This window comes from Aliivibrio finisterrensis, assembly GCF_008933155.1.
GTDB classification, from domain to species: domain Bacteria; phylum Pseudomonadota; class Gammaproteobacteria; order Enterobacterales; family Vibrionaceae; genus Aliivibrio; species Aliivibrio finisterrensis.
On the sequence record NZ_WBVP01000007.1, the window covers coordinates 17,861 to 43,667 of the forward strand.

A 25,807-nucleotide genomic window follows, 5' to 3' on the forward strand; every position below is an offset into this window, starting at 1 on the left:
GCAAACAGGGATCAAATTAGTGCAGTTAAAGATAGCTTTTAGTAAATTAAAAACGCAAGTCATTAATAATAAAGGATTATTACTTTTGGCACAGTTCTAGCTACATAGTAAATAACAGCTTAGCTGGCCAATATTTATATTATAACACTGGAGGTTATCCTACATGTCAGTAGAAAACGTATTAGCTCTAATTCAAGAGAACGAAGTAAAATTTATTGATTTACGCTTTACCGATACAAAAGGTAAAGAGCAACATATCTCAATTCCTTCTCATCAAGTTGACGCCGACTTCTTTGAAGAAGGTAAAATGTTCGATGGTTCTTCAGTTGCAGGCTGGAAAGGCATTAACGAATCTGACATGGTAATGATGCCAGATGCAGCAAGTGCGGTACTTGACCCATTCACAGCGGATCCAACACTAAACATTCGTTGTGACATTCTTGAGCCAGCAACACTGCAAGGTTACGATCGTGACCCACGCTCTATCGCTAAGCGTTCTGAAGAATACATGCGTTCAACAGGTATCGCTGACACAGTGTTAATCGGTCCTGAGCCAGAGTTCTTCCTATTTGATGATGTTCGTTTCAACACTGACATGTCTGGTTCTTTCTTCAAAATTGACGATATCGAAGCAGCTTGGAACTCAGGTACTGAATACGAAGGCGGCAATAAAGGCCACCGTCCAGGTGTTAAAGGCGGTTACTTCCCAGTAGCTCCTGTTGATTCTTCTCAAGACATCCGTTCTGCTATGTGTTTAATCATGGAAGAAATGGGCCTTGTTGTTGAAGCGCATCACCATGAAGTAGCAACTGCGGGTCAAAATGAGATCGCAACACGCTTCAATACGCTAACAACAAAAGCAGATGAGACTCAAATCTATAAGTACGTTGTTCATAACGTAGCACACGCTTACGGTAAAACAGCGACTTTCATGCCTAAACCACTGGTTGGCGATAACGGTTCTGGTATGCACGTTCACCAATCTCTAGCAAAAGACGGGGTAAACCTGTTTGCTGGTGATAAGTACGGCGGTCTATCTGAAATGGCTATCTACTACATTGGCGGCATCATCAAGCATGCTCGTGCAATTAACGCATTTGCTAACCCATCAACAAACTCATACAAGCGTCTTGTTCCTGGCTTTGAAGCACCTGTTATGCTTGCATACTCTGCACGTAACCGTTCTGCTTCTATCCGTATCCCTGTGGTACCAAGCCCGAAAGCACGCCGTATCGAAGTTCGTTTTGGTGACCCAGCGGCTAACCCATACCTATGTTACTCAGCAATGCTAATGGCTGGCCTTGACGGCATAAAGAACAAGATCCACCCAGGTGAAGCTATGGATAAGGATCTGTACGACCTTCCTGCGGAAGAAGCGGCAGAAATCCCAACAGTAGCTGAATCTCTAGATATCGCTCTACAAGCGTTAGATACTGACCGTGAATTTTTAACGTCTGGCGGCGTGTTCTCAGATGACTTTATTGATTCTTACATCAAACTTAAGTCTCAAGATGTTGAAGCAATCAACACAGCGGTTCACCCACTTGAGTTTGAAATGTATTACTCAGTTTAATTCTGACGCAACAGTTTGAAATCAAATTGCTATTTTTAGGCTCGCTTCACAAGCGAGCCTTTTTTATGTTGGCAATTTCTCTTTTAACAGTAATTCTATTAGGCTCACACTTACCCAGATTTCATTTCTGCAGTATCGTTATGACATCAATACCATGGTGACATTATGCGTTATATTTTTTTCATCCTTTTTAGCTTACTCTCAGCATCTATTTTCGCTAATACGATTTACACCTGGGAAGACAGCAAGGGCGTTCGCCACTTTAGTGATAGCGCACCTCTTAGTAAGGAGCCTGTAACAACGATCTCTTTATCACCCACTACTAGCCTTGAAACCTCTCCAGCAGTGCCTGAACATTCGAAAAAAACAGCACCCGCAACCAAGCCACTGGAAAAGAAACTCAAGCCACTCGCTATCTCAGTGACTAACTTACAACAAGAAGAAACAATCCGCAGCTCTCGAGGCCATATCACCGTATTAACTGAACTCACACGTAAGCTCAGCATTAATGAAAAATTACAGTTACTGCTCGATGGTGCGCCTTATGGTCTGCCACAAACATCCACAGAGTGGAAACTAAAAAACATAAATAGAGGAACTCACCTCATTACCGTTATTGCTCTGAAAGACGGCAAGAGAATTGCATCATCACCTATTATTACTGTTTTTTTGCATCGCCCATCAACAAACTAAAGGAACCGCTTCCGTTCCTTCCTGACAAGCAAGGTGCAATGCACTACAATGGTGCAAGATGGGTTTTGCGATACAAGGACGATGATGTTAACGATGGACTTTTCGACACAGCTGCTTGAGCACCAAGTAACGGCGATTTTATTACTGGATGATCACCGTACTATTCATTATGCCAATCCAGCAGCAGAACAACTCTTTTCTCAAAGCGCGCAGCGAATGGCTCAACATCGTTTTGATGAACTATTTCACCACTCTAAATTTGATCTCTCTACCTTAATGCAACCGCTAACAACAGGCCAGAGCGTGACGGATAGTGATGTTCAAATCATGATTGATGACCGATCACTTTATATTGAAGTCACATCAAGCCCCATTGAGATCGAAAAATCACTTTACCTATTGGTTGAAATTCGCCAAATCGAACAACAACGCCGTTTGTCTCAAGAGATTAATCAACACGCTCAACAACAAGCTGCTAAAGTCTTAGTTCGTAGTTTGGCTCATGAAATTAAAAACCCATTAGGGGGATTACGTGGCGCAGCACAACTGCTCGAACGAATGTTGCCAAAGCCTGAATTACATGAGTACACTCAAATCATTATTGAGCAAGCAGACCGACTACGAAACTTAGTTGATCGCCTATTGGGTCCTCAAAAATTAGGACACAAAAAGCCAGAAAACCTACATGCTGTCATTGAAAAAGTCCGCCAACTGATTGAGCTTAACTCCAGTTATCAAGTACGAATCATTCGAGATTATGACCCTAGCTTGCCCGACTTTGATATGGATGCAGAGCAAATAGAACAGGCCATCCTCAATATTGTTAGTAACGCCGCTGAAGTACTCAAAGACCAACCCGATGGCTCCATAACTTTGCGTACTCGCACTGACTTTCAAACCAATATTTATGGTCAACGCCATCGACTTGCTGTCAAAATTGATATTACTGACAATGGACCAGGCATACCTAGCCATATTCAAGACACCTTATTCTACCCCATGGTCAGTGCACGAGAAGGAGGCACAGGGCTTGGGCTTTCGATCTCACAAAACCTTATCGACCAACATAACGGAAAAATCGACGTCACAAGTTGGCCTGGAAAGACCGTATTTACTATTTATCTTCCACTTAAATAACCATAACCAATAACACACTTAAGTGGCTACGGAGAACACTTTATGAGCAAAGGATATATTTGGGTTGTCGATGATGACAGTTCAATTCGCTGGGTATTAGAGAAAACCTTAACCAGTACAAACATGATGTGTGAAAGTTTTGGTGATGCTGAAAGTGTCATTCAAGCCCTAGAGCGTAATGTGCCAGATGTGATCATCTCGGATATTCGTATGCCTGGAATGGATGGTCTATCTTTACTTAACCACGTTCAAGAAAATTATCCTGAACTGCCTGTGATTATAATGACCGCGCATTCGGATTTAGATGCAGCCGTTAGTGCCTATCAAAAAGGGGCATTTGAGTATCTACCAAAGCCCTTTGATATTGATGAAGCCTTAACGCTCGTTGAGCGCGCACTTGCTCACAGCCAGGAGCAGAAAAAACAAAACGGGAACAAACCAAATAAAGCCCACCATGTTCCTGAAATTATTGGTGAAGCGCCCGCAATGCAAGAAGTTTTTCGTGCCATTGGTCGTTTGTCTCGGTCCTCTATCTCTGTGCTCATCAACGGAGAATCAGGCACAGGTAAAGAACTGGTTGCTCACGCTCTTCATCGTCACAGTCCAAGAACAAATAGTGAGTTTATCGCTCTTAATATGGCGGCAATCCCAAAAGATTTAATTGAATCTGAGCTCTTTGGGCACGAGAAAGGCGCCTTTACTGGAGCCAATGCCGTTCGGAAAGGACGATTTGAGCAAGCTAATGGAGGCACCTTATTTCTTGATGAAATTGGGGATATGCCATTAGATATTCAAACTCGCCTACTTCGAGTGCTTGCTGATGGGCAGTTCTATCGCGTTGGTGGACACTCGCCTGTGCAAGTAGATGTTCGGATCATTGCGGCAACTCATCAAAATTTAGAGAAACTGGTTGCCGACGGAGGATTTCGTGAAGATCTGTTTCATCGGCTCAACGTTATTCGCGTGCATATTCCTGCACTAAGAGAGCGTCGAGAAGACATTGCTAAACTTGCTGAGCATTTCTTGCACCTCGCTTCCAAAGAGCTTGGTATAGAATGTAAAACTCTAAGCAACGAAGCAAGCAAAGCCCTCAGTCAATGTAATTGGCCAGGTAATGTCAGACAACTTGAGAACACCTGTCGCTGGTTAACGGTAATGGCAAGCAGCCAAGAAGTGCTTTCAGCCGATCTACCACAAGAATTATTTGCGACGTCAAGTTCACCGATACAAAGTATCAATGAGGATTGGCAAGCGCAATTAAGTGACTGGGTTGAGAAACAATTACAGCAAGGGGAAATGGATATCCTAAATAAAGTTATCCCAAATGTTGAACGCATATTATTAGAAAAGGCCCTTAATCATACTCATGGGCATAAACAAGAAGCAGCAAAATTGCTTGGTTGGGGAAGAAACACCTTAACTCGAAAATTAAAAGAGATTGAATAATATACTTTAAAGAACAGCCTCAACAGAATAAGTTAACATCAAAGCGTAATCCATCAAATTGCGCTGCTTTTAGCCAATCGGCTACTGACATCATAATAATGTCTCTCTATACTCAGTCTTAATATTTATACGCATTCACCTCTTTTTTGTAGGAACTGTTAATAATGATAACTAAAACACTCCCTCTTACTGATTTACATCGCCACCTTGATGGCAACATTCGAATTGAAACTATCTTAGATTTAGGCCAAAAATTTGGCTTAGAATTACCAGCTTATGATCTTGAAGCATTGCGCCCTCACGTACAAATCGTAGAAGCAGAGCCAAGCCTTGTTGCCTTCTTATCTAAACTTGATTGGGGTGTGGCGGTTCTTGGTGATTTAGACGCATGTCGCCGCGTAGCTTACGAAAATGTTCAAGACGCAATGAATGCACAAATTGATTATGCTGAATTACGCTTTTCTCCATACTACATGGCAATGAAACACAATTTACCGATTGCAGGTGTTGTTGAAGCCGTTGTGGATGGCGTTGAAGCAGGCTGTAAAGATTTTGGGGTAAAAGCAAATCTAATTGGCATTATGAGTCGTACTTTTGGTCAAGATGCTTGCCAGCAAGAACTTGATGGTCTTCTAACCCAAAAGAACAAATTGGTTGCTATCGATCTAGCTGGTGATGAATTAGGCCAACCAGGCGATCGCTTTGTAAGCCACTTTAAACAAGTTCGTGATGCAGGGCTTCGAGTAACGGTTCACGCCGGTGAAGCAGCGGGTGCAGAAAGTATGTGGCAAGCAATCAACGAGCTTGGTGCAGTGCGTATCGGTCACGGTGTAAAAGCGATTGAAGATCCAAAGCTAATGGAATACTTAGCGAAAAACAACATTGGTATTGAGTCTTGCTTAACATCAAACATCCAAACCAGTACGGTTGCTTCGTTTGAATCGCACCCTATCAAAACTTTCCTTAACTATGGTGTTAAAGTTTGTCTTAATACGGATGATCCTGCTGTTGAGGGTATTGAACTTCCTTATGAATATGAAGTTGCTGCACCAAAAGTAGGTTTAACTCAAGAACAGCTGCGTCAAATTCAAGTCAACGGGTTGGATCTAGCTTTCCTAAACAACGCCGAGAAACAAGCACTGCGTGATATGGCCGCTAAGCGTTAATTAAATTAAAGCAGGTTTCAGGAGCACTTGCTTTGATCTTCCTGAAACCTGAGCCCTGAATCCTATCTTTTGCTCTTATAGTATCTAGTTAGCGAAGCGTATAGCTTCTAGTCTCTTAATTCTTACTTAATCAACTCGACCGCTTCTTTCGCAAGTCTCGTCACTTTATCCCAATCTTTTGCTGCAATTGCGTCTTTCGGTAGCATCCAAGAACCACCAACTGTCGCCACACAATCTAATGCCGTGTAGTCATTTACGTTTTGTGGGTTAATACCACCTGTCGGGCAAAACTGAACTTGTGGTAGCGGTGCTGCCATTGCTTTTAATACTGATGGGCCACCAAACGCACTTGCTGGGAAGAATTTTAAGTGAGCGTAACCTAACTCAATTGCACGGATCACTTCTGATGGCGTAGCTACTCCTGGAATTAATGGAACATCCGCAGTTTTAGCGTGTGCTAATAAGCTTGGTGTAAATCCAGGTGAAATAATAAATTGAGCTCCCGCGTCTACCGCTTGATCATACTGCTGAGTGCTAATGACGGTACCTGCACCAACTAATGCCGTCGGCATTGCTTTGCGGATCGCTGTGATCGCTTCTAGAGCAACAGCTGTTCGCAATGTAATTTCAAAAACATTAATACCACCCGCAGCTAGGGCTTGAGCCATTGGTACTGCATCTTCCAACTGCTCAATAACCATGACAGGGACAACTGGTGATGCACTAAATACGTCTGAAGGCGAAAGGTTCCAACTCATATTCTTATAGCTCTCTTTACTCATTTAAATTGACGGCGGTATTTTACGCTAATTTTTTTTTAATAGCTCTGATAAAGGTGAATTCTCACGCATTTTTACTGTCCTATGGCATACTGGTATTTAGGCTAATCATATACAAGGGAAGTAAATGAGAACATCATTACTCGCGCTAGGCGCCTTGCTGTTTTTATCAGGATGCAGTCAAAATAATGCGACTAATCCATCAAAAGACGCATCTCAACAAAACCGCTTAAATGAGATAAGAACGCCTCATACGTTTATGTTGCGTGGCACCGTAATTATTGGCCATGAATCTCAAAGCATTCAACCTTGCGGCAGTGATCAGCAATACTGGATAAACTTATCTCCAGCACAATGGCAGGCAGGAAATGATATCCAATCCTCTCCTTATCAACCTATGTATGGTGAGCTCATTGGCCACTTTGAAGCACCACCAAAAGGTGGCTTTGCCAATGATTATCCTGCTCGTTTTGTCGTCTCTCAAATTAACACTCTAGTCGCCGGTGAAGGCGCATCTTGCCAGCGAAGTATTCAGCCAACCAAGGCTTTTGGCTCTGAACCATTTTGGAGTTTACAAGTGGTCAATGGTGAATTGATTTTCTCTGAAATTGGAAAACAAAAACAGGCGCAAACGATCACAGAACAACAATTTGATATCAATAAACGAGTATATCAAAGTCGTGATTTCTCCCTTACTATGACTAAAGGGATCTGCAAAGATACCATGGTTGAGTCACTCTATGGATGGAACTCTGAAGTCACTATTAATGATAAAAAGTACCAAGGCTGCGCCACATTAGCCGCCCAAGATACGACGCTTAATTGGGTGAATACTTACCAAGGCACCAGTCCAGTTGGTGCTTCAGGATTAACCATTGGATTAACATTAAATGCTGATCACTCAGCAATAACGACTTACGATTACAATACTGACGAACCTCAATTGGTTGAAACTGGTGTATGGCAAGCAACCAGAGACAACAAACTCCATGTTCTGATGAGCCGCCACCAACGCCAATACATGATTTCTGAACGCGTATTCTCTAAGGAGGGAGAAAAGATTTCAGCCAAAGAAGAGCAAGTTAATGGCGTACTATTCCCTATTCAATCAGGGCTGACACTTTATTCAACGGATAATAAATAACTTAATGACAACACCTTCTCACGCATGCTCTGTTTGTGGTTTCATTCATAATTGCATTTGCGATCATCAACCTAACTTAGAATCCCAGGTTGAATTTGCTTTGCTTTACCATGAAAACGAGTTAGATAAACTCACCAATACTGGCAGGCTATTACTAAATGGCCTACCTAAAGCTAAAAGCTATTTATGGCAAAGAAAAGTTCAGCCAGAAGCGCTCATCAATAAAATACATCAAGAGGATATAGAAGCGTGGTTGCTGTTTCCTAGTGATGCTCCAACTTTAAGTTCTGAATATTTAACGAGTAGAGATCCAAGCAAAAAACAGCTCTTTATTCTGTTAGATGCAACATGGCAAGAAGCCAAAAAAATGGTAAATAAAAGCCCTTGGTTAAAGGCGCTTCCTTGTCTAGAACTAAGTCCATCTGAGATCTCTCGTTACCATTTACGTCGTAATCAAAGCCAAGGAAATCTCTGTACTTGTGAGGCGGGAATAGAGGTATTAGAAATGGTAAAAGAGCCTGAGAATGCTCAAGCTCTTTTTAAGTATTACGATCAATTTTTAACGGTGTTTCAGGCCGAACGCAGCGGTCACAGTTACAACTCTAATGCTTTAGGTGCACCTAAAAAGTAGCCTTGTAAGTAATCAACACCCATGTCTTCAACAATGGTACACACCTCTTGGTTATGAACAAATTCAGCCACGACTTTGGCATCAAGGGCATGGCACAGTTGTACCATTTGTTGAGAGATCAAACGCTGGCGTTTATCTTGGTGTACATTTTTAATAATAGACCCATCTAACTTAATCACTTGGGGCTCTAGTTTCATGATTTCATCGATGTTTGAATATCCAGAACCAAAATCATCAATGATGATACGAGCCCCTAAACGTCTAAAATAATTACACACTTCTATCATGCGGTCATAATCTTGAATTTGCTCAGTTTCAAGCACTTCAAACCCCACTCTAAAAGGATTATCTAAACGTAGAATTGATGTTTCTAACAAGTCGAGAGTTCTATCACTCATTAAATCTTGTGGTGATAGGTTAATTGAAAACTTCAGATCATTATTTTGCATAATCTCAAACGAGCGAGAGATCATTTCACGACTTAATCGAGTATATAAATGAGTCCCCTCAACAGCGGGTAAAAACTGCCCAGGAGCAAATATTTGGTCATCCTCACGGATCCGCATTAGACATTCCGTAGAGGCAAGTTGGCGTGTATGTGATTCAAAAATAGGTTGACCATACACTAACACCCCTTGTTGCGAGACCGCTCTATTCACACAAGTTAACCAATCAAGCTGACTTTGGCGTGAACGCTCCTCATTAAGAAGATCACGGGCATTGCACAAATGGCGATTACGGCGCATCGCGATTCGACGAGCTTCTACCGTTTTTAATATTAAATCTTCCACGGCAACATGAGCAAAATCACGGCGACTAATAATACCGCCAGAGATAGCGACACTCAGATAATCCACATCACTGAGTCCATATGGTTCAAAGTTTTCATGCTCTAAGTCTTCAATAAAGTCAGTAATGCATTTTCGTAAAAACTCACTGTTTTTATCGCTGTGAAAAATAACTCCCCACTCAGCAATACCAATGCTGTACAGCTCGATATTAGCCTCTATTTTTTTACCTAAGTGCGTATTGATATAAAGACTAATGTCTTGCAGTAATTTATCACCCACTTGATAGCCATATTTCTCATTGACCTGACTTAAATTGGTTAACTTAAAAGAGAGTAAATGATCGGTGCACGCGATATGGGATAAACGCTCTTTTAATACAGTACGATTAAGTAGACCCGTTCTTCTATCAATACGATACGTTTGAATAAGCCGCATCGACTGCTCGCTGATCTTTTTTTCCATTTCAGACGTCATAGTATCCAAGTCTTGAATTGAATTTTTAATCAGTGAGAACAGCGGCGTTAAATTATGTGTGCGTGGTAAGTGTGAAATGGAAGTATCAATGGCTATAGAATCAGATGATTCACTCAATGCTAGGTAAGTTAAACTATGATGAAGAATTTGTTGATTAGTGGAACGGAAAAACTCCCCCATACCATACATTCCTTGGCATGGACCTATATCAGAAAAACTTTGTAATTCCGTTGATTCAGAACTGCTTTCAATACGAGATTCACAGTTATAAATAAAAATAGACTCTGGGCACTTTCTAGCAAGCATCAACGCCCCTTGATTCACTTGCTCTTGAGTCAATGAAGGGTGGTAATAAGAGAGTCGTACTTCATCCCCCATCTGAACGTCTAACGTAAACTGTAAATACCCTTCTTCTGTTATCGACTCTACTGGGTTGATAATTCGTGCAGTATCCTCTTCAAGCATAAGTGGAAATGCTTGGATTTGGCTCAAAGGTAAATTTTTACTATCTGCTAAATACTTGCAATAAAACTCATACGCAGGAATATGATCGATGGCTTTTACAATTCGACCTTCTGATGACGTAATTCGAAAACGCTTGCCGATTGGATTCCATTCTACAAAAGCTTCATACCATACCCTCAAGCTCTCGCCATGCAAGGCAATAGCAACAATACAGTCTTTGTAAAACTGCCCATTTAAAAATACCCAAACCTCATGCCCAGCATCGGCAGCAACGCCACCCGAAACGGGTACGCCATAGGGAGAATCAGAGAAGGCCTCAAATAAAGGATAGTTACTTGCCGAGCCATAACATCCAAAAGCGATCACACTCTTAGTTGCTTGGTTCATCGACAATTTTCTTAGCAATTGATGACCGACTGTTTTCTCATCGACACAATGGAAAACATTGGCGGAAGTAATTTGGCTCGACTCAAACGTTGAGACTGAAATTACTGTGGAGTGTGAATAAATAGCCGAATTAATACTTGCGTGAATAACACTAAGACCGATAATTTCAGCATTTGGGAAGAGCTTATTTAATACATCATAATAACCTTCAACCTCTTCTTTACTTTGAGATGAGAAAAGTTGAATTAAACAAGAAGCACCTGATTTTATCGATAATAAGTCACACTCTTCTTGAAGTTGAACAACACTTTGCACATTGAACGAGAGAGTTTTCATTATTCATTAAGCCTTATGATTCATTACTCTTCACAGTATATCATACCAATAGTTTAATATCTTCCCATGACAAGGTTTGGGGTAATAGTATGGCTTACTCGTATTCACGAAGTAAGCCATACATAAATTCTAGATTAGTAGATATTACGCGTTTATTCCTGCCACATAGCCACTTGACCATGCCCACTGAAAGTTATAGCCGCCTAGCCAACCACTGACATCCATTACTTCACCAACAAAATATAAGCCAGATATTTTTTTTGACTCCATTGTTTTAGAAGAGAGCTCATCCGTATTAACACCACCTAATGTGACCTCAGCCGTACGGTATCCTTCCGTACCGTTAGGTAACACTTTCCATTGGTGGATCAGAGTGCATAACTGCTCTTGCTCTTTATGATTGACTTGTTTTAGAGAACGATCATTAAAAACCGTATTATTTAATAGAGTCTCTACCACTCTCTTAGGTAAAAAATTCGCAAGTGAGTTCTTAACACTTTGATTTGGATGAGCTTCACGCATCTTATCTAATTCTTCAGACAAGTCGTTATTAGGTAACAGATCTATCATTAATTTTTGACCTGCGTTCCAATATGATGAAATTTGTAGAATAGATGGGCCCGACAAACCGCGATGTGTGAACAATAAATTCTCTTTGAAGTTATCACCACTTTCTGACTCAACAAGTACGGGTATCGCAATGCCTGATAACTCAGAAAACGCTTCTTTATCTTCTTTATGTAACGTAAACGGCACAAGACCCGCAATGGTTGGTACCAGAGAAAGACCAAATTGCTCAGCTAATTGATAGCCAAATGGCGTAGCGCCAAGTTTTGGCATTGAAAGGCCCCCCGTTGCAACAACTAGGGATTCACATTCAATAATGTCAGAATCTAATTTAAGAGAGAAACCAGAGTCTCGTTTAGTAACATCAGAGATAGCGCAACGATAACGGTAATTAACACCGGCCAATTCACATTCTTTAAGCAGCATATCGACAATCTCTTTGGCTGAATCAACACAAAATAGTTGTCCATGTTCGCGCTCTTCAAACTCAATAGCATATTTAGATATCATTGAGATAAAATCCCAATTGGTATATTGAGATAGTGCGGACTTAACAAAGTGAGGGTTTTTACACACATAGTTATTAGCCGTGACATCATAGTTAGTGAAATTACAGCGACCACCACCAGAAATCAGAATTTTTCGTCCTGGTTTTTTAGCATGATCAACCACTAATACACTGCGGCCTCGCTTACCCGCTTCTGCTGCACACATTAGCCCGGCAGCACCTGCACCGATAACTACTACGTCTACTTTTTTCATGACACTCTCACCCAAATTCAATTGGCAGGGAGTGTACTATTATCAGCGCTAGATGCCCAAACTAATTACTAAGAAAAACACAGCCACACTCACGAGTAGTAACGCGCTAGAGAGCATAAATAGATATCGTGCTTTTTCACATTTAAAAACAAAAAGGGTGTCGTAATGGCCAAGATACTCTTCTTGCCATAGATATTGAAACAATTTGGTTTGCTTACCAATATTACCGTGGGTTGTAAAAAATCCGCGACCATCAACTTGTTGATAAAGCAGAGGGTGCGCTTCTTTCATCACAAAAAGAAGGGTTTTTAATGTACTTAAATAACGAATAATGTTGATACTCGTCACTGAAAATAACGCTAATAATATAAGGTCGCCACTTATCATAATCACCTCGACATGCTTGTCTGTGTACCTGATAAATAACGACCCTTGATGTACTTACATTACCTGTAGACGACTACATTGCAAAGATTGATATTTATCCAGCTGTGCTATCCATAATAGATGTAGAACCAGATTTTGCTAATACCGCTAAATCTTTATCGATAAAGAATAATGCCTTACCGTCTTCACCTACCAAATCAATTTTATCTAAAATGCCTTTAAATAATTTCTCTTCTTCGTGCTGTTCAGCTACATACCACTGAAGGAAATTAAACGTTGAGTAATCTTGTGAAGTGAATGCCACATGCGCCAATTTATTGATCTCTTGTGTGATCATTTGCTCATGTTCAAGCGTCGTACGAAATACATCACCTAAACCAGAAAACTCTGATTGTGGTGCCTCTATCACGCCTAAAATTGGCATTGCGCCCGTCTCACTTACATAAGTAAATAAACGCTGCATATGCTCCATCTCTTCGGTTGCGTGAGCTCGGAAAAATGACGCTGCGCCATCAAAACCTTTATCTTCACACCAAGCACTCATCTGTAAGTATAGATTAGATGAGAAAAATTCTAGGTTAATTTGTGCATTTAGATGATCAATCATCGTTTTAGCTAACATATTTACGTTCCTTTATGAGCAATTATCATTAGAAATTACAACAATTCTATCATATCTCGCTAGCTAATAACTTATTCAATAATCATCAATCAGAACGAGATCTAGGCGACAAAAAAAGAACAGTTCTGGTGCTAATCTATATTTATAAACAAATTTCATATTGGATTAATTAGGAGAGACATCATGAGTTACCAACATATTCTCGTTGCTGTCGATTTAACAGAAGAGAGTAAATCTTTGGTTACTAAAGCCGCTAAATTAGCAAAAGCGCTAGAGGCTAAAGTTTCTTTTATTCATATCGATGTAAGCTACGCTGAACTTTATACTGGCTTAATTGATATCAACCTTGCAGAGACACAACACCAGGCAATGGAAGCCTCTAAAGAAGCCATGAAGCACTTAGTGGCGTTTGCAGAGTACCCAATACATAAAACCTTGGTAAGCAGTGGTGATTTGAGTAATGAGCTGTGTGAGGCGATTGAACATCTTGATGTCGACCTTGTTGTATGTGGCCATCATCAAGATTTCTGGAGTAAATTGCTGTCATCAACCAGACAAGTGATCAATACCAGCCCTATTGATGTTCTTGTGGTGCCGTTTAAAGATCAATAAACCGTAAGACGATTGAATTACATAGCCGCATTTACATACACATCAAAGCGATTCTTTTTAGTCTCAATCGCCATTGATGGTTTTTGGTTATCCAGCCACTCTGCGTAATCTGGACGTTTTACCACCACTCGTTTCTTTGCCATGATTAATGCCGGTGTTAATAATGCATCGGCATCATTGTCTGCGCCGACTAAAGATTGAAAAACACGCATCTCTTTTTTAACTAACGCACTTTTCTTTTTATTTTCTGGGTGCGGATACATAGGATCAAGATAAACCACATCAGGCTGCTCAAAATCATCTTGTGCCATCAATTGCGCTAACGCATCATGACTTGAGGCGTGAAGCAGTGACATACGATCTGATACCCACCCACCAATTTCTAGATCTTGTTTTGCACGCGCTAAGCCATCATCAAGTAAAGCGGCAACCACTGGATGACGTTCTACCATTTGAACTTTACAGCCTAACGATGCTAATACAAACGCATCTCGCCCTAACCCTGCCGTACCATCAAGCACAACTGGTGTTGCCCCTTTGTTTAAACCAACCGCTTTAGCGATAGACTGGCCTTTACCACCACCGAATTTACGACGATGTGCAACGGCTCCTGAAACCAAATCAACAAAAATTGCGCCTAATTTGGGTTCATCACGCTTACGCAGCTCTAGCTTCTCGGTCGTTAACACCAAAGCAAACACATTATCTTGGTCATGCGTTAATCCCCAGCGAGTGGCAATGGCCTCTAACTCAGGTTGACGATTTGGGTCTTCACACAATAACGCTATTTGCACAGGGTACTCCAATAAGCTTAATCAATTAGCAACAGCAAGCGCCTATGGTAATGGATATTAATAAAAACGACTAGATAAAGTGCTCGCTGTACTGAGTATCTTGAGGTAATTTAAAGATTGGATAATAAAATACTCACTACGCTAAGGACGCATCATGAATCAATCCAATAAACTCGACGATCTCGATCGCGACATTTTACAAGCGTTGATGAATGATGCTCGCACTCCTTATGCTGAATTAGCAAAGCGCTTTAATGTAAGCCCTGCCACCATCCATGTTCGCATTGAAAAAATGAAGTCAGCCAAGATTATTGAAGGTACCGAGGTTATCGTTAACCCAAAAACGTTGGGCTACGACGTGTGCTGCTTTATCGGCATTAATTTATACGCAGCTCGTGATTACCACTCTGCCCTGGCTAAATTGGATGCATTAGAGGAGGTTGTTGAAGCATATTACACCACCGGTGCTTACAATATTTTCGTTAAGTTGATGTGTAAAAACATTCATGAACTGCAGTTTGTATTGATTGATAAGCTGCAAGCGATTGAGGAAGTGCAATCGACGGAGACGCTGATCTCGTTGCAGAACCCGATCAGTAGGAATGTGAAGCCTTAAGAGCAGGGTTCAGATCGGTCGCAAGCTCCCTTAAAGGATTCAGAGGTGCTCGCTGTAATCACAGCACAAAAACAAAAAGTAACAAATCCTGAACCCTGCAAGCGAAGCGCCCTGAAACCTTGCTCTCAAAACAAAAAAACCGCAGGTGTATAACACCTACGGTTTCAAATTTTCAAAAAGATCACAGCGCTTTTTAGATAACTCTAGAAAACTGCTGCTGACGCGCACGGTCTCGCAAGTACTTATCAAAACACATACAGATATTACGGATCAATAAACGACCACGCAGTTCAACATCAATACGTCCTTCATGCATTGTTACTAACTCATCGTTAATAAACGTTTGCAGCAGTTTAATGTCTTCAGCAAAGTACTTATCAAAGTCTAAATTAAATTCAACTTCAATCGCTTTAGTATCTAATGTGAAATTACAGATAAGCTGTTTAATCACTTCACGACGAATTAAATCATCTTGGTCAAGCGCTACACCACGCCACAGAGCATGACGTTTTTCATCAACTTGAGCGTAGTATTCTTTTAAGTCTTTTTTGTTCTGTGCGTAGCTGTCGCCAATCATTGAGATGGCTGATACGCCCATGCCCAATAAGTCACACTCACCTTGAGTAGTGTAACCTTGGAAATTACGGTGAAGAATGCCTTCACGTTGTGCAACGGCTAGTTCATCATCAGGCAATGCAAAGTGATCCATACCAATAAACTGGTAGCCTGCGCCCGTTAAGTTCTCGATGGTTTCTTGCAGCATCACTAACTTCTCAGCGGGTGCTGGTAAATCAGCGTCTTTAATCTTACGCTGAGCAGCGAACAGAGTTGGCATGTGAGCGTAGTTAAATACAGACAAACGGCCCGGTTCCATCTCAAGCACACGTTTAATGGTTAACGCTAAAGATTCTGCAGATTGCTTTGGTAAACCGTAAATTAAATCTAGATTGGTTGAGCGAAAGCCTAAGTCTTTTGCTCGCTCAACCATAGAAATAATAAAATCTTCGTCTTGATCGCGGTTAACCAGTTGCTGAACTTCTTTATTAAAATCTTGAACACCGATACTTAGTCGATTGAAGCCTTCATCACGTAGGTGATCAAGCATATCCAATTCAATTTCACGCGGGTCAACTTCAATGCTGATCTCTGCGCCTTCTTCAAAATTGAATTCACCACGTAATAACGTCATTAAGCGAGTAAATTGAATTTTAGTTAGGAAGGTTGGTGTACCACCACCAAAATGCAATTGCGTTACTTTACGTTCAGTAAACAGTGCTGCACGTTGGCGGATCTCAAGTTCCAGGGAGTCTAAATAGATATCCGCCTTATGATGATGACGAGTGATCACCTTATTACAACCACAGAAGTAGCATAGCTTGTGACAGAATGGGATATGAATATAAAGAGACAGTGGGCGCTCAGGGTACTGAGTACACGCCATATCGAATTCAGCAGGAGTATAAGCTTCGTGGAACTCTAAAGCAGTTGGGTAAGAGGTATAACGCGGACCTGAGTAGTTGTACTTCTCAATGATCTCTTGGTCCCATACTATTTGTTGATTTGACATGACTTACTTCCATCTCTTTATATCTGCATTGACACTGTTCCTGCATCATAAAACATTTGCTTCATAAAGCCGATGACTTCAATGCAGTGGTAAATAGAACTGTCGATCAGATCATTTTAATATCAATTTTTTGATTCAGTGGTTTGATGCGAGCATGCAATTGTTGAATCTCTTCTTTAATTGCACCTTGCAAACGAGCTTCCGCTTTAGTTCGAATCAAATTGTCTTTCATTCGATCTTGCTTTGCGAGTTTTTGTCTTTCATCACCGCGTGGCATGTCTTTAACCACATGATAAAGCTCAGAAAGCGCTGGATAGTCTTTCTCTACATCAATACGATCATCTTCTTGCAGATAATCCATGATGCAGTATAAGCGAATCGCTAATTCTGAGTGATCACACTGCTCCTGCATTCCTGCTTGGCATAGCAATACCACATTCTCAAAAATATTGGCGTTACGTTTCTGTATCGCCAATTTTCTGTGTTGTTCTTGCAGTTCCTTCTGCTTCTTTAACTTCATCAGTAAGCTGCCAGCATAACCGGCTAACGCAAGAATAATTGCACCGCCAAGCAGTGCTAACAGGGTTACTGTAGACATAATTACTTAAAGTCATCCATATTAAAGTCATCGAATTCAGCTAACAGATCATCATCGCTTTTCGCTTTGCGCTCTGCGAACTCTGGGAATTCAGCAATTTCTTCTTCTGTTTCTTCGTCATCTAATAAGCCTAAACGACCCATTAAGTGCTCGATACGTGCTAATTTCTCATCAACGTATTTCTGAAGGCCGGTACCTAGATTTTCACCATTGTCGAGACGATCTAGAAGAACCATTAGCTGCGCATCATTTTCTAGCATTGCTAATTCTTGTTCGTTGGTTAAACGACGCTCTTGTTTCGTTGACTTCACTTTCGCTTCAACAACAAGTTGAATTGGTTTTTTACTGCCGATACGTGGATCTTTTTTCTGTGCGAAACGACGGTTTTGCTCTGCGTTACTTTCAGCATTACGAGCGCCAGCTTTTAAGCCTTTACGCTTTCTCTTACGCTTAATTTCACGACTATCAACATCACGATCGGTACGGTTACGTGTAACAACAACTGGCTCACTCGCCATTCCCGGCTTACGGGCTTTTTTAATACGGCTCATTACTGGGTTTTCCTCAGTAAGATGACATCATTCCCAACAAATTCGAGCTCAAGTTGGTAACGCTTTGCTACAAACTCAAACGTTTCTTTGCTGAAAAAGCTGACATGGGTTAAATCATTCTTGTAATGCCAAGTGGCAAACGCGCTTTCGTCCCTGGCTAGTTTCGTCATGATACCTAACCAACCACCAGGTTTCACCAAACTCAATAACAATTCCAATTCGTTTTGAGGTTGATAAAAATGCTCTATCGCTTCTGTACAACTGACGAAGTCATACTGCTTAGTAAGCACGTGCTTATCTGGGGCGTAATAAATATCATAGAGTTCGACATGGTGACCCGCTTCTCTCATCATATGAGCAAGCAATGGTCCAGGGCCACATCCAAAGTCTAGTCCTTGTTGAGGTGTCTCACCAACACGCTGCAACAACGGCTCTGCAAATCGTGATAGGAAGGTTCGATACCCTTCATCCTCAAGATTATTTTCATGGAGATCATAGTGAGCTTTCTCTGTATCAGAGTCTAAATGATCCGCCTTATCCACATAAACAAGGTGACATTGCTGACAACGGTAATAACGTCGACGCTTATCTTGATGGAAGTCATCAGCGTGTGAATGCTGACACAAAGGGCAAGATTGCATATACGCTCACTCCACTACCTGAAAATTCTAGGGCGGGAAGTATACCTGATACTGGTGCAAAGATAATCGTTTTAACGTCTTTTTGATAAAAAAAAGCAGCTACGAGAGCTGCTTCTTCAAATTGTGTCGTTAAGCAACAGCAATTACATTACGAATTAATGTAATCCACCAACATATTGAGATAAGGTAGCAATGTCTTTATCCGTCAGTTTATTCGCAATATCACGCATCATACCATTCATGTCATTATGACGCTCACCTGAACGAAATTGCTCTAACTGTGCTTTGATATAGTCTGCGTGTTGACCTGAAATCTTAGGAAAACCAGATAATGAAGTACCATTTCCGCGCGGACCATGACAAGCGATACAAGCCGTAATACCTCGTTGCATATCACCTGCTAAATACAATGCTTTACCTTCAGGTATAACACGCTCTGGCGTCGTATTATCAGCCATAGGTAATGACGCATAGTAAGCAGAAATATCTTTGATATCTTGCTCACTTAGTGGCATTGCCATTGCACTCATAACAGGATCCCATCGGCCTTGCTTACCTTGCGTTTCCATACCTAATTTTAGGTCATGAAGTTGCTTCTCAAGATAACCTGCATGTTGACCCGCTAGGTTTGGGTATTGTGCTAACGCACTGTTACCTTCTTGTCCATGACAAGCTGTGCACGTTACCGATTTTTGCTTTCCAGCTTCGATATCTCCTTGAGCCCATGTTGAGCAACTAGCTAGGAGAGTTAATATCAGCGCTAATTTTTTCATGACATTCCATTTATTATTATCGTTCCCCTACAATGAGTTATCCTTTTTTATAGGATTTATTTACATTGTGTTGGATATTAAGCTTCCAGTACCGCTCTAAATTGGCTACAGCATGGTACAATGAGCGATCTTTACCGTTTATGCCAAGTTTGACACGATAAAAAAACATTGTGACAACCTTGATGCGTTTATTTTACACATTTTCACAAAAAAGTAATCAGCTGACTACAATAATCCTACTTGGATCATTATCTACAGCTTGGTTTCCTTCGAGACGGAGTTAACAGTGAGCAAAACTATTCACTACCAAAATACGCACTTTATTACGAGTGCACCAGATATTCGCCATCTACCTGAAGATGAAGGTATTGAAGTTGCCTTCGCTGGCCGTTCGAATGCGGGTAAATCAAGCGCATTAAACCGCTTAACAAACCAAAGAGGCTTAGCGAAAACCTCTAAGACTCCTGGTCGTACGCAATTAATTAACTTATTCAAAGTGGATGAAAACTGCCATATCGTGGATTTACCAGGATACGGCTTTGCTCAAGTACCGATTGAGATGAAAAAGAAATGGCAGAAATCTTTAGGGGAATACCTACAGAAGCGTCAGTGCTTAAAAGGCTTAGTGGTATTGATGGATATCCGTCACCCGCTTAAAGATATTGACCAACAACTTGTGTTTTGGGCTGTTGATCAAAATATTCCAGTACAAATCTTATTAACTAAAGCTGACAAGCTGAAAAGTGGTGCGCGTAAAGCTCAAGTGCTAAAAGTACGTGAAGCTGCTGTCGATTTTGGTGGTGAAGTGGTGGTTGATGCCTTCTCTTCATTAAAGGGCATTGGTGTGGATATTCTTCGCGCTAAATTAGACACATGGTTTGCACCGGCTTTTGAAATCGATGACGAATTCATTGAAGAATTAGATGCTGAGTAATCACATCTAATATCAATCTATATAAACACTATCCGTATAGATTGATTCAGCTTCAGCCTGTGACAAAAAATAACCCCACCGTAACAGGTGGGGAAATGGGAGAGATAAAGAGGTGTTTTTATTTTTCTGCTGCGCATCATGCTACAAACCCTCGCTGTAAACAAACCGCCACAAAGCCAATACTGCCAATTAAAATAACTAATCCCCTTCAAAGCAAAAAATTCACCTTAAAAACCATTCAATACACAATTAAACAATTTAAAAACAATGACTTAAGATATTTATGTAAATTAATTATCAATAAAATAACTTGTAGTAAAATTACATAGAATGAAAGATAAGAAGATATAGAGAAAAACACAGAAAAAGAGAGGGGAATAAGTTTTATGAGGCTCAGAAAGAAAAAACGCCTCAGTCAAAAAGGTTGACTGAGGCGGCTGAATTTAGCCAAATTCAATAACGTGAAACAAAAGGTCTGAAAGATAGAACATCTTTACCTCTGTACCCTACGCAGATAAATGTACAACAAACGAGCAGTTTTGAAAACCTTTATTTGTAATTTTTTTTCAGTTTCGTATCAAAAAACACAACAAATACCTGACAAACTTCACTTTATTTTAGATAAAAAAAAGCCAACGCGTGCGCTGGCTCATAGTTTTTATTTTCAATGTAACTAAATTACAACTTAATCAGTTACATCAAATGATGCATAGTACATCATAATTAGTGTGCTTCATCCCAATTGTTGCCCGCATCAGCTTCTGCGACTAATGGAACATCGAGTTCAACGGCCGATTCCATCAATGCCTTCACCTTATTGGTGATTTCATCGAGTGCATCTTCTTGCACTTCAAATACCAATTCATCGTGTACTTGCATTAACAAGTTAACTCGACCATTACCTTCCGCTTCAATCCAGTTATCCACTAAGATCATAGCTTTTTTGATAATATCAGCCGCTGTGCCTTGCATTGGGGCGTTAATAGCCGCACGTTCTGCCGCTTTACGACGCATGCCATTTCGAGCATTAATTTCAGGTAAATGCAGACGACGTCCATATAGCGTCTCAACATAGCCTTGTTCGGTTGCTAGTAAACGAGTCTCTTCCATGTACTGCATGACGCCAGGATAACGCTCAAAATACACATTCATGTAATCTTGCGCTTCACCACGAGAAATACCAATTTGCTTCGCAAGACCAAAGGCACTCATGCCATAAATTAACCCGAAGTTGATCGCTTTTGCACGACGACGATCTTCAGAGGTCACTTCTTCAATAGATACGCCCTTCACTTCTGCCGCTGTTGCTGAGTGAATATCTTTACCTGCTGAGAAAGCTTCTAATAACGCTTTATCTTGAGATAAGTGCGCCATGATACGTAGCTCAATTTGAGAGTAATCGACGGCTAAGATTTTCCAACCATGAGGAGCCACAAACGCTTGGCGAATACGACGACCTTCTTCATTACGAATTGGAATATTCTGTAAGTTTGGATCGGTCGATGATAAACGACCTGTCGCCGTTACTGCTTGATGATAAGAGGTATGTACTCGCCCCGTAGATGGGTTAATCATCTTAGGTAACTTATCAGTGTAAGTGGATTTCAATTTAGCTAGGCCACGATACTCTAAGATCAGCTTAGGCAATTCATAATCTAGTGCTAGTTCTTGCAGTACTTCTTCATTCGTCGATGCCGCACCTGATGGGGTTTTCTTAATGACGGGCAGTTCCATTTTTTCAAATAGAATCGCTTGAAGCTGTTTTGGTGAGTTCATATTGAACACTTGACCAGCCACTTCATACGCGGCTTTTTCTAGTTCATCAAGGCGTTGACCAATTTCAAGCGACTGTGCAGACAGCAGCATATCATCAATATATACGCCCTTTCTTTCCATACGAGAAAGCACTGAAACAAGAGGCAATTCAATATCAGTAAATACTGATTTTAGTTTCTCATCAACTTCTAGCTTAGCGTTTAATACATGGTGTAGGCGTAATGTGATATCTGCATCTTCAGCAGCATAAGGGGCCGCTTCATCTAATGCGATTTGGTTAAACGTAAGTTGTTTTTTACCTTTACCCGCAATGTCTTCAAATGAAATGGTGTTATGCTGAAGGTAACGTAGCGCTAGGCTATCCATATTGTGTTTACCAGCAACACTGTTATACACATAAGATTCAAGCATTGTATCGAATTTAATGCCTTTCATCTCGATATCGTAACGCGCTAATACACTTGCATCGTATTTTAAGTTTTGGCCTACTTTTGCTTTGCTGTCGTCTTCTAAATACGGCTTTAGTTGCTCTAGAACCCAATCGCGATCAAGTTGTTCTGGTGCATCAAGATAATCGTGAGCAACAGGTAGATAGGCAGCTTCGCCTTCTTCAATAGCAAAAGATAAGCCGATTAAATTAGCCACCATGTAATCTAGGCTATCCGTTTCAGTATCAAATGCAGCAACATCCGCATTAGTAAGTTTCTCTAGCCATACGTTAAATGCTTCTTTGGTTAAAATCGTTTCGTATTTTGAACGATCAACCTGAGCGGCAACAATCACATCTTCAGGATCAGTACTTTCTGTTGCTGTATTTTTGGTAGCGCGGTTTGCCGATGTTTCATGTGAAACGATCTTACCGTCACCGCCGTCTAACACTTCTGTTAACCAACGTTTAAAATTCATTTGACCAAACATTTGGATCAATTCATCCACATTTGGTTCTTGTTTCACTAATTCTTCTGGACGTTGATCTAATTCAACATCAAGTTTAATGGTTGCTAATTCATAAGAAAGGTAAGCCCCCTCTTTATTATCAACAAGCTTCTTCGCCATGGTTTTTGAACCACGGAAACCAAGGGGTGCAATATCATCAAGATTGGCGTAAAGCGCTTCTAAGCCACCAATGCCTTGTAATAGTGCTGTCGCAGTTTTATCACCCACGCCAGGAACACCCGGAATGTTGTCGACCTTATCGCCCATCAGTGCTAGGTAATCAATAATAAGCTCAGGGCCAATACCAAACTTCTCAACAACGCCTTCAGGCCCCATAACAACATTAGTCATGGTATTAATTAGCGTGACGTTTTCATCAACTAACTGTGCCATGTCTTTATCACCCGTACTGATCAGTACCGGGATACCCGCTTTTGACGCTTGAGATGCCAATGTACCAATAACATCATCCGCTTCTACGCCTGGAATTGAAATTAGAGGTAAGCCCATTGCTTTAATCAGTTTATGCAGTGGTTCAATTTGGCAACGCAGATCATCCGGCATTGGCGGACGATTTGCTTTGTACTCTGGGTACATATCGTTACGAAAGGTTTTTCCTTTTGCATCGAAAATAACCGCAATACGATCGGTTTCAAATTGCTTTAACAGACTACGCAGCATATTGATAACACCATACACCGCCCCTGTTGGTTGGCCATCGCCATTAGTAAAGTTAGGTGCCGCATGATAAGCGCGGAAAAGGTACGAAGAACCATCCACTAAAATAAATGGGTTATCAGGAATGTTTGCCATGATCGGTATTATCCAGAGATTTGATGAACTGTAAGTTTCATTTTATACCCAAGTAACTTCAAGATGCTAGTTTCCACGATAATTGCTTCGCTATCTTCTACAAATAGATCGTGCTTTTCTCCATCTTTTGAGAAAAAACCGCAATTCACACAAGCACTCTTTCTGTGGATAAGTCTGTTTGTAATTATTTTTAGCCTAATTAATAACTATTTTATCAATTCAAAATAAGCAAATTTAAAACTAAAAAATCAAAAGCTTAGATCGCATACAGCGATCCCAAAAGAGATCCTTACTTGATCATGCTTTGTGGACAATAATATTAAATCCGCTCTTTTTTTGCGAAAAAACACTCAATTTATAACCCTGAAAATTGATTAAAAATCGGAATAACATGTCAAAAAATAAACAAAAAAAAGCGGCGTCTTCGAAAAGAAGCGCCGCTCAGCAAAAGAGAATAATGATAACCGTTAACTTAGAAACGTTATCACTACTCATGGAGCTGATTTACACTGGAAGCAATGTGAGCAATGTCGTGCCTTCTTGGAGCAATACGGGGTAAACCATAGTGCGTAGCTCCCTGAAGACAAGGTAATAATAACCATTCTCATTTAAATTGCAATGGTTAAATGAGAAAAGATCTCAACAAAATCACTAATTCTTTTATTTTCAAAAGATTAGACATAAAAAAGGTCAGCAAAATGCTGACCTTCCTTCTTAAAACACAAATAACTATGAAACCTGCGGAGGTTGCGTTGCTAATTGATGTCCTTCAGAAGTTAGCTTACGAGTTAGATAATTCAATAACACGCCATACATTGGTACAAATAGACCTAAACTGATCACCAGTTTAAAGCCATAATCAACCAATGCGATCTCTGTCCAATGCTCTGCCATGAAAGCATCTGGGCTTTGATAGAAAGCAATGCTAAAGAAAGCAAGCGTATCTAATGCGTTACCAAACAATGTCGAGCACGTCGGAGCGACCCACCACTGTTTTAGCTGACGTAGACGATTAAATACGTGCACATCTAAAATTTGCCCAAGTAGGTAAGCCATAAAGCTTGCTATCGCAATACGCGCAACGAATAAATTAAACTCTCCAAGCTGGGAAAAACCTTGATACTGGCCTTCAAAAAAGACAACAGATAAGACATACGATACCGCTAATGCTGGCAACATAACAAAGAAGATAATGCTTCTTGCCATTTTGGCACCAAAAATACGAACCGTTAAATCTGTCGCTAAGAAAATGAAAGGAAAGGTAAATGCACCCCAAGTGGTATGAAACCCAAAAATAGTAAAGGGTAACTGAACCAAATAGTTACTTGATGCAATAATTACAAGGTGGAACACTACAAGGAAGGATAAAGCGTTGCGCTGTTGCGCGGGCGTAAATGTACTCATATAAGTACCTTTTTGTCATTGGGGGCGAGGGAACCCAAATTAAACACAAAGCTAAAATTACCGTTTATTTACGTAATAACTCTAGCCAATTTTCAGGGCGGTGATTATACATTAACCGCTTTTGATCACAAGAGGTGCTTAAAACAAACCTGCGATAAACGCTAACTCTTCTTGATTCTCGGTACGAGCTAAGGCTTCTAGCCAAACCGAATTAGAGTAATGCTCAGCACGCAGCATAAATTGTGCGCCTTCAAAGTCGATTAGCCAAGAATGTAAATCCGCATCCATTTGCTGCTCTGTAATTGTAGCATCCATGGCTCTCACTAGCTGCTTACCTATCATTTCAAACGAATCAAAATCAAACTCTGGAATAGAAAAAATGATCCGCCCGGCGTCTTTATCAAACTCAATCACTGAAAATAAACTCATGAC

The 25,807-nt window shown here is 40.7% G+C and carries 25 protein-coding genes; 10 read left to right on the forward strand and 15 right to left on the reverse strand.

The window, feature by feature from the left end:
- Positions 1–163 precede the first annotated feature (163 nt).
- From glnA to add, 5 genes are all read left to right on the forward strand, one after another.
- Positions 164–1,573 carry a glutamate--ammonia ligase gene (gene glnA / locus F8B77_RS07995; protein WP_130047975.1) on the forward strand — a complete coding sequence of 470 codons (1,410 nt, stop codon included), beginning with the start codon at positions 164–166 and terminating at the stop codon, positions 1,571–1,573.
- Between the two features lie 165 nt (positions 1,574–1,738).
- Positions 1,739–2,266, forward strand: a complete 528-nt coding sequence (locus F8B77_RS08000; protein ID WP_151654920.1) for a DUF4124 domain-containing protein — start codon at positions 1,739–1,741, stop codon at positions 2,264–2,266.
- An 81-nt stretch (positions 2,267–2,347) separates the two neighbouring features.
- Positions 2,348–3,403 (forward strand): nitrogen regulation protein NR(II), encoded by a 1,056-nt coding sequence (glnL, locus tag F8B77_RS08005; RefSeq protein WP_151654921.1) that lies wholly within the window; start codon positions 2,348–2,350, stop codon positions 3,401–3,403.
- A gap of 42 nt (positions 3,404–3,445) precedes the next feature.
- On the forward strand, positions 3,446–4,849 hold the full coding sequence (glnG, locus tag F8B77_RS08010) for a nitrogen regulation protein NR(I) (RefSeq protein ID WP_151654922.1): 1,404 nt from the start codon (positions 3,446–3,448) through the stop codon (positions 4,847–4,849).
- 164 nt (positions 4,850–5,013) lie between these two features.
- Positions 5,014–6,015 (forward strand): adenosine deaminase, encoded by a 1,002-nt coding sequence (add, locus tag F8B77_RS08015; protein ID WP_151654923.1) that lies wholly within the window; start codon positions 5,014–5,016, stop codon positions 6,013–6,015.
- Between the two features lie 122 nt (positions 6,016–6,137).
- On the opposite strand, the gene F8B77_RS08020 is transcribed toward add, so the two are convergent.
- The gene (locus F8B77_RS08020) at positions 6,138–6,773 is read right to left on the reverse strand and encodes a bifunctional 4-hydroxy-2-oxoglutarate aldolase/2-dehydro-3-deoxy-phosphogluconate aldolase (RefSeq protein WP_151654924.1); all 636 of its coding nucleotides are present in this window, start codon (positions 6,771–6,773) and stop codon (positions 6,138–6,140) included.
- 148 nt (positions 6,774–6,921) lie between these two features.
- On the opposite strand from F8B77_RS08020, the gene F8B77_RS08025 reads away from it, so the two are divergent.
- Positions 6,922–7,938 (forward strand): COG3650 family protein, encoded by a 1,017-nt coding sequence (locus F8B77_RS08025; protein ID WP_151654925.1) that lies wholly within the window; start codon positions 6,922–6,924, stop codon positions 7,936–7,938.
- Positions 7,939–7,942: 4 nt separating this feature from the next.
- Complete coding sequence (locus F8B77_RS08030; RefSeq protein ID WP_151654926.1) at positions 7,943–8,569, forward strand: tRNA-uridine aminocarboxypropyltransferase; 627 nt, start codon at positions 7,943–7,945, stop codon at positions 8,567–8,569.
- Here the strand turns inward: F8B77_RS08030 and F8B77_RS08035 are convergent.
- The 4 genes from F8B77_RS08035 to ftnA all read right to left on the reverse strand — a co-directional run bounded on the left by F8B77_RS08035 (position 8,533) and on the right by ftnA (position 13,360).
- Entirely contained in the window at positions 8,533–11,022 is a 2,490-nt protein-coding gene (locus F8B77_RS08035; RefSeq protein ID WP_151654927.1) for a bifunctional diguanylate cyclase/phosphodiesterase, read from the reverse strand. The genes F8B77_RS08030 and F8B77_RS08035 overlap by 37 nt on opposite strands.
- Before the next feature lie 144 nt (positions 11,023–11,166).
- Positions 11,167–12,351 (reverse strand): BaiN/RdsA family NAD(P)/FAD-dependent oxidoreductase, encoded by a 1,185-nt coding sequence (locus tag F8B77_RS08040; protein WP_151654928.1) that lies wholly within the window; start codon positions 12,349–12,351, stop codon positions 11,167–11,169.
- Between the two features lie 48 nt (positions 12,352–12,399).
- Entirely contained in the window at positions 12,400–12,738 is a 339-nt protein-coding gene (gene uspB, locus F8B77_RS08045) for a universal stress protein UspB (protein ID WP_151654929.1), read from the reverse strand.
- 94 nt (positions 12,739–12,832) lie between these two features.
- Positions 12,833–13,360: a non-heme ferritin gene (gene ftnA, locus F8B77_RS08050; RefSeq protein ID WP_151654930.1), complete on the reverse strand. Its 528-nt coding sequence runs from the start codon at positions 13,358–13,360 to the stop codon at positions 12,833–12,835.
- A 183-nt stretch (positions 13,361–13,543) separates the two neighbouring features.
- On the opposite strand from ftnA, the gene F8B77_RS08055 reads away from it, so the two are divergent.
- The gene (locus tag F8B77_RS08055) at positions 13,544–13,972 is read left to right on the forward strand and encodes a universal stress protein (protein ID WP_151654931.1); all 429 of its coding nucleotides are present in this window, start codon (positions 13,544–13,546) and stop codon (positions 13,970–13,972) included.
- Positions 13,973–13,989: 17 nt separating this feature from the next.
- On the opposite strand, the gene F8B77_RS08060 is transcribed toward F8B77_RS08055, so the two are convergent.
- Complete coding sequence (locus F8B77_RS08060) at positions 13,990–14,766, reverse strand: class I SAM-dependent methyltransferase (protein WP_151654932.1); 777 nt, start codon at positions 14,764–14,766, stop codon at positions 13,990–13,992.
- A gap of 154 nt (positions 14,767–14,920) precedes the next feature.
- Here F8B77_RS08060 and asnC point away from each other — a divergent pair, with 154 nt between their 5' ends.
- Positions 14,921–15,382, forward strand: a complete 462-nt coding sequence (asnC, locus tag F8B77_RS08065) for a transcriptional regulator AsnC (protein ID WP_130045173.1) — start codon at positions 14,921–14,923, stop codon at positions 15,380–15,382.
- Positions 15,383–15,575: 193 nt separating this feature from the next.
- On the opposite strand, the gene hemN is transcribed toward asnC, so the two are convergent.
- The 5 genes from hemN to F8B77_RS08090 form a co-directional block, all read right to left on the reverse strand.
- A complete protein-coding gene (gene hemN, locus F8B77_RS08070) occupies positions 15,576–16,949 on the reverse strand; it encodes an oxygen-independent coproporphyrinogen III oxidase (protein WP_151654933.1) in 1,374 nt (457 codons plus the stop codon).
- A gap of 106 nt (positions 16,950–17,055) precedes the next feature.
- Positions 17,056–17,547, reverse strand: coding sequence for a DUF2489 domain-containing protein (locus F8B77_RS08075; RefSeq protein WP_151654934.1), 492 nt, complete (start codon positions 17,545–17,547; stop codon positions 17,056–17,058).
- A gap of 2 nt (positions 17,548–17,549) precedes the next feature.
- Positions 17,550–18,098 carry a Der GTPase-activating protein YihI gene (gene yihI / locus F8B77_RS08080; protein ID WP_151654935.1) on the reverse strand — a complete coding sequence of 183 codons (549 nt, stop codon included), beginning with the start codon at positions 18,096–18,098 and terminating at the stop codon, positions 17,550–17,552.
- Complete coding sequence (locus F8B77_RS08085) at positions 18,098–18,739, reverse strand: class I SAM-dependent methyltransferase (RefSeq protein WP_130048011.1); 642 nt, start codon at positions 18,737–18,739, stop codon at positions 18,098–18,100. The genes yihI and F8B77_RS08085 overlap by 1 nt, the downstream gene beginning before the upstream one ends.
- Positions 18,740–18,894: 155 nt before the next feature.
- Positions 18,895–19,512: a c-type cytochrome gene (locus F8B77_RS08090; RefSeq protein WP_151654936.1), complete on the reverse strand. Its 618-nt coding sequence runs from the start codon at positions 19,510–19,512 to the stop codon at positions 18,895–18,897.
- A 286-nt stretch (positions 19,513–19,798) separates the two neighbouring features.
- On the opposite strand from F8B77_RS08090, the gene yihA reads away from it, so the two are divergent.
- A complete protein-coding gene (gene yihA, locus F8B77_RS08095) occupies positions 19,799–20,446 on the forward strand; it encodes a ribosome biogenesis GTP-binding protein YihA/YsxC (protein WP_130045179.1) in 648 nt (215 codons plus the stop codon).
- 443 nt (positions 20,447–20,889) lie between these two features.
- Here yihA and spfP read toward each other — a convergent pair whose 3' ends face one another.
- From spfP to F8B77_RS08110, 4 genes are all read right to left on the reverse strand, one after another.
- Entirely contained in the window at positions 20,890–20,937 is a 48-nt protein-coding gene (gene spfP / locus F8B77_RS18120; RefSeq protein ID WP_439903470.1) for a small protein SpfP, read from the reverse strand.
- 232 nt (positions 20,938–21,169) lie between these two features.
- Entirely contained in the window at positions 21,170–23,971 is a 2,802-nt protein-coding gene (polA, locus tag F8B77_RS08100) for a DNA polymerase I (RefSeq protein WP_151654937.1), read from the reverse strand.
- A 729-nt stretch (positions 23,972–24,700) separates the two neighbouring features.
- Complete coding sequence (locus F8B77_RS08105; protein ID WP_151654938.1) at positions 24,701–25,375, reverse strand: 7-cyano-7-deazaguanine/7-aminomethyl-7-deazaguanine transporter; 675 nt, start codon at positions 25,373–25,375, stop codon at positions 24,701–24,703.
- 138 nt (positions 25,376–25,513) lie between these two features.
- Positions 25,514–25,804: a DUF3630 family protein gene (locus F8B77_RS08110; protein WP_151654939.1), complete on the reverse strand. Its 291-nt coding sequence runs from the start codon at positions 25,802–25,804 to the stop codon at positions 25,514–25,516.
- Positions 25,805–25,807 lie beyond the last annotated feature (3 nt).

Coding starts and splice junctions, on each gene's coding strand:
- add (WP_151654923.1), top strand. CDS start 5,014: ATGATAACTAAAACACTCCCTCTTACTGATTTACATCGCCACCTTGAT.
- F8B77_RS08035 (WP_151654927.1), bottom strand. CDS start 11,022: ATGAAAACTCTCTCGTTCAATGTGCAAAGTGTTGTTCAACTTCAAGAA.
- F8B77_RS08090 (WP_151654936.1), bottom strand. CDS start 19,512: ATGAAAAAATTAGCGCTGATATTAACTCTCCTAGCTAGTTGCTCAACA.
- F8B77_RS08000 (WP_151654920.1), top strand. CDS start 1,739: ATGCGTTATATTTTTTTCATCCTTTTTAGCTTACTCTCAGCATCTATT.
- glnG (WP_151654922.1), top strand. CDS start 3,446: ATGAGCAAAGGATATATTTGGGTTGTCGATGATGACAGTTCAATTCGC.
- F8B77_RS08020 (WP_151654924.1), bottom strand. CDS start 6,773: ATGAGTTGGAACCTTTCGCCTTCAGACGTATTTAGTGCATCACCAGTT.
- uspB (WP_151654929.1), bottom strand. CDS start 12,738: ATGATAAGTGGCGACCTTATATTATTAGCGTTATTTTCAGTGACGAGT.
- asnC (WP_130045173.1), top strand. CDS start 14,921: ATGAATCAATCCAATAAACTCGACGATCTCGATCGCGACATTTTACAA.
- ftnA (WP_151654930.1), bottom strand. CDS start 13,360: ATGTTAGCTAAAACGATGATTGATCATCTAAATGCACAAATTAACCTA.
- F8B77_RS08040 (WP_151654928.1), bottom strand. CDS start 12,351: ATGAAAAAAGTAGACGTAGTAGTTATCGGTGCAGGTGCTGCCGGGCTA.
- glnA (WP_130047975.1), top strand. CDS start 164: ATGTCAGTAGAAAACGTATTAGCTCTAATTCAAGAGAACGAAGTAAAA.
- hemN (WP_151654933.1), bottom strand. CDS start 16,949: ATGTCAAATCAACAAATAGTATGGGACCAAGAGATCATTGAGAAGTAC.
- yihI (WP_151654935.1), bottom strand. CDS start 18,098: ATGAGCCGTATTAAAAAAGCCCGTAAGCCGGGAATGGCGAGTGAGCCA.
- F8B77_RS08055 (WP_151654931.1), top strand. CDS start 13,544: ATGAGTTACCAACATATTCTCGTTGCTGTCGATTTAACAGAAGAGAGT.
- glnL (WP_151654921.1), top strand. CDS start 2,348: ATGATGTTAACGATGGACTTTTCGACACAGCTGCTTGAGCACCAAGTA.
- polA (WP_151654937.1), bottom strand. CDS start 23,971: ATGGCAAACATTCCTGATAACCCATTTATTTTAGTGGATGGTTCTTCG.
- F8B77_RS08110 (WP_151654939.1), bottom strand. CDS start 25,804: ATGAGTTTATTTTCAGTGATTGAGTTTGATAAAGACGCCGGGCGGATC.
- F8B77_RS08030 (WP_151654926.1), top strand. CDS start 7,943: ATGACAACACCTTCTCACGCATGCTCTGTTTGTGGTTTCATTCATAAT.
- F8B77_RS08085 (WP_130048011.1), bottom strand. CDS start 18,739: ATGCAATCTTGCCCTTTGTGTCAGCATTCACACGCTGATGACTTCCAT.
- F8B77_RS08075 (WP_151654934.1), bottom strand. CDS start 17,547: ATGTCTACAGTAACCCTGTTAGCACTGCTTGGCGGTGCAATTATTCTT.
- F8B77_RS08105 (WP_151654938.1), bottom strand. CDS start 25,375: ATGAGTACATTTACGCCCGCGCAACAGCGCAACGCTTTATCCTTCCTT.
- F8B77_RS08025 (WP_151654925.1), top strand. CDS start 6,922: ATGAGAACATCATTACTCGCGCTAGGCGCCTTGCTGTTTTTATCAGGA.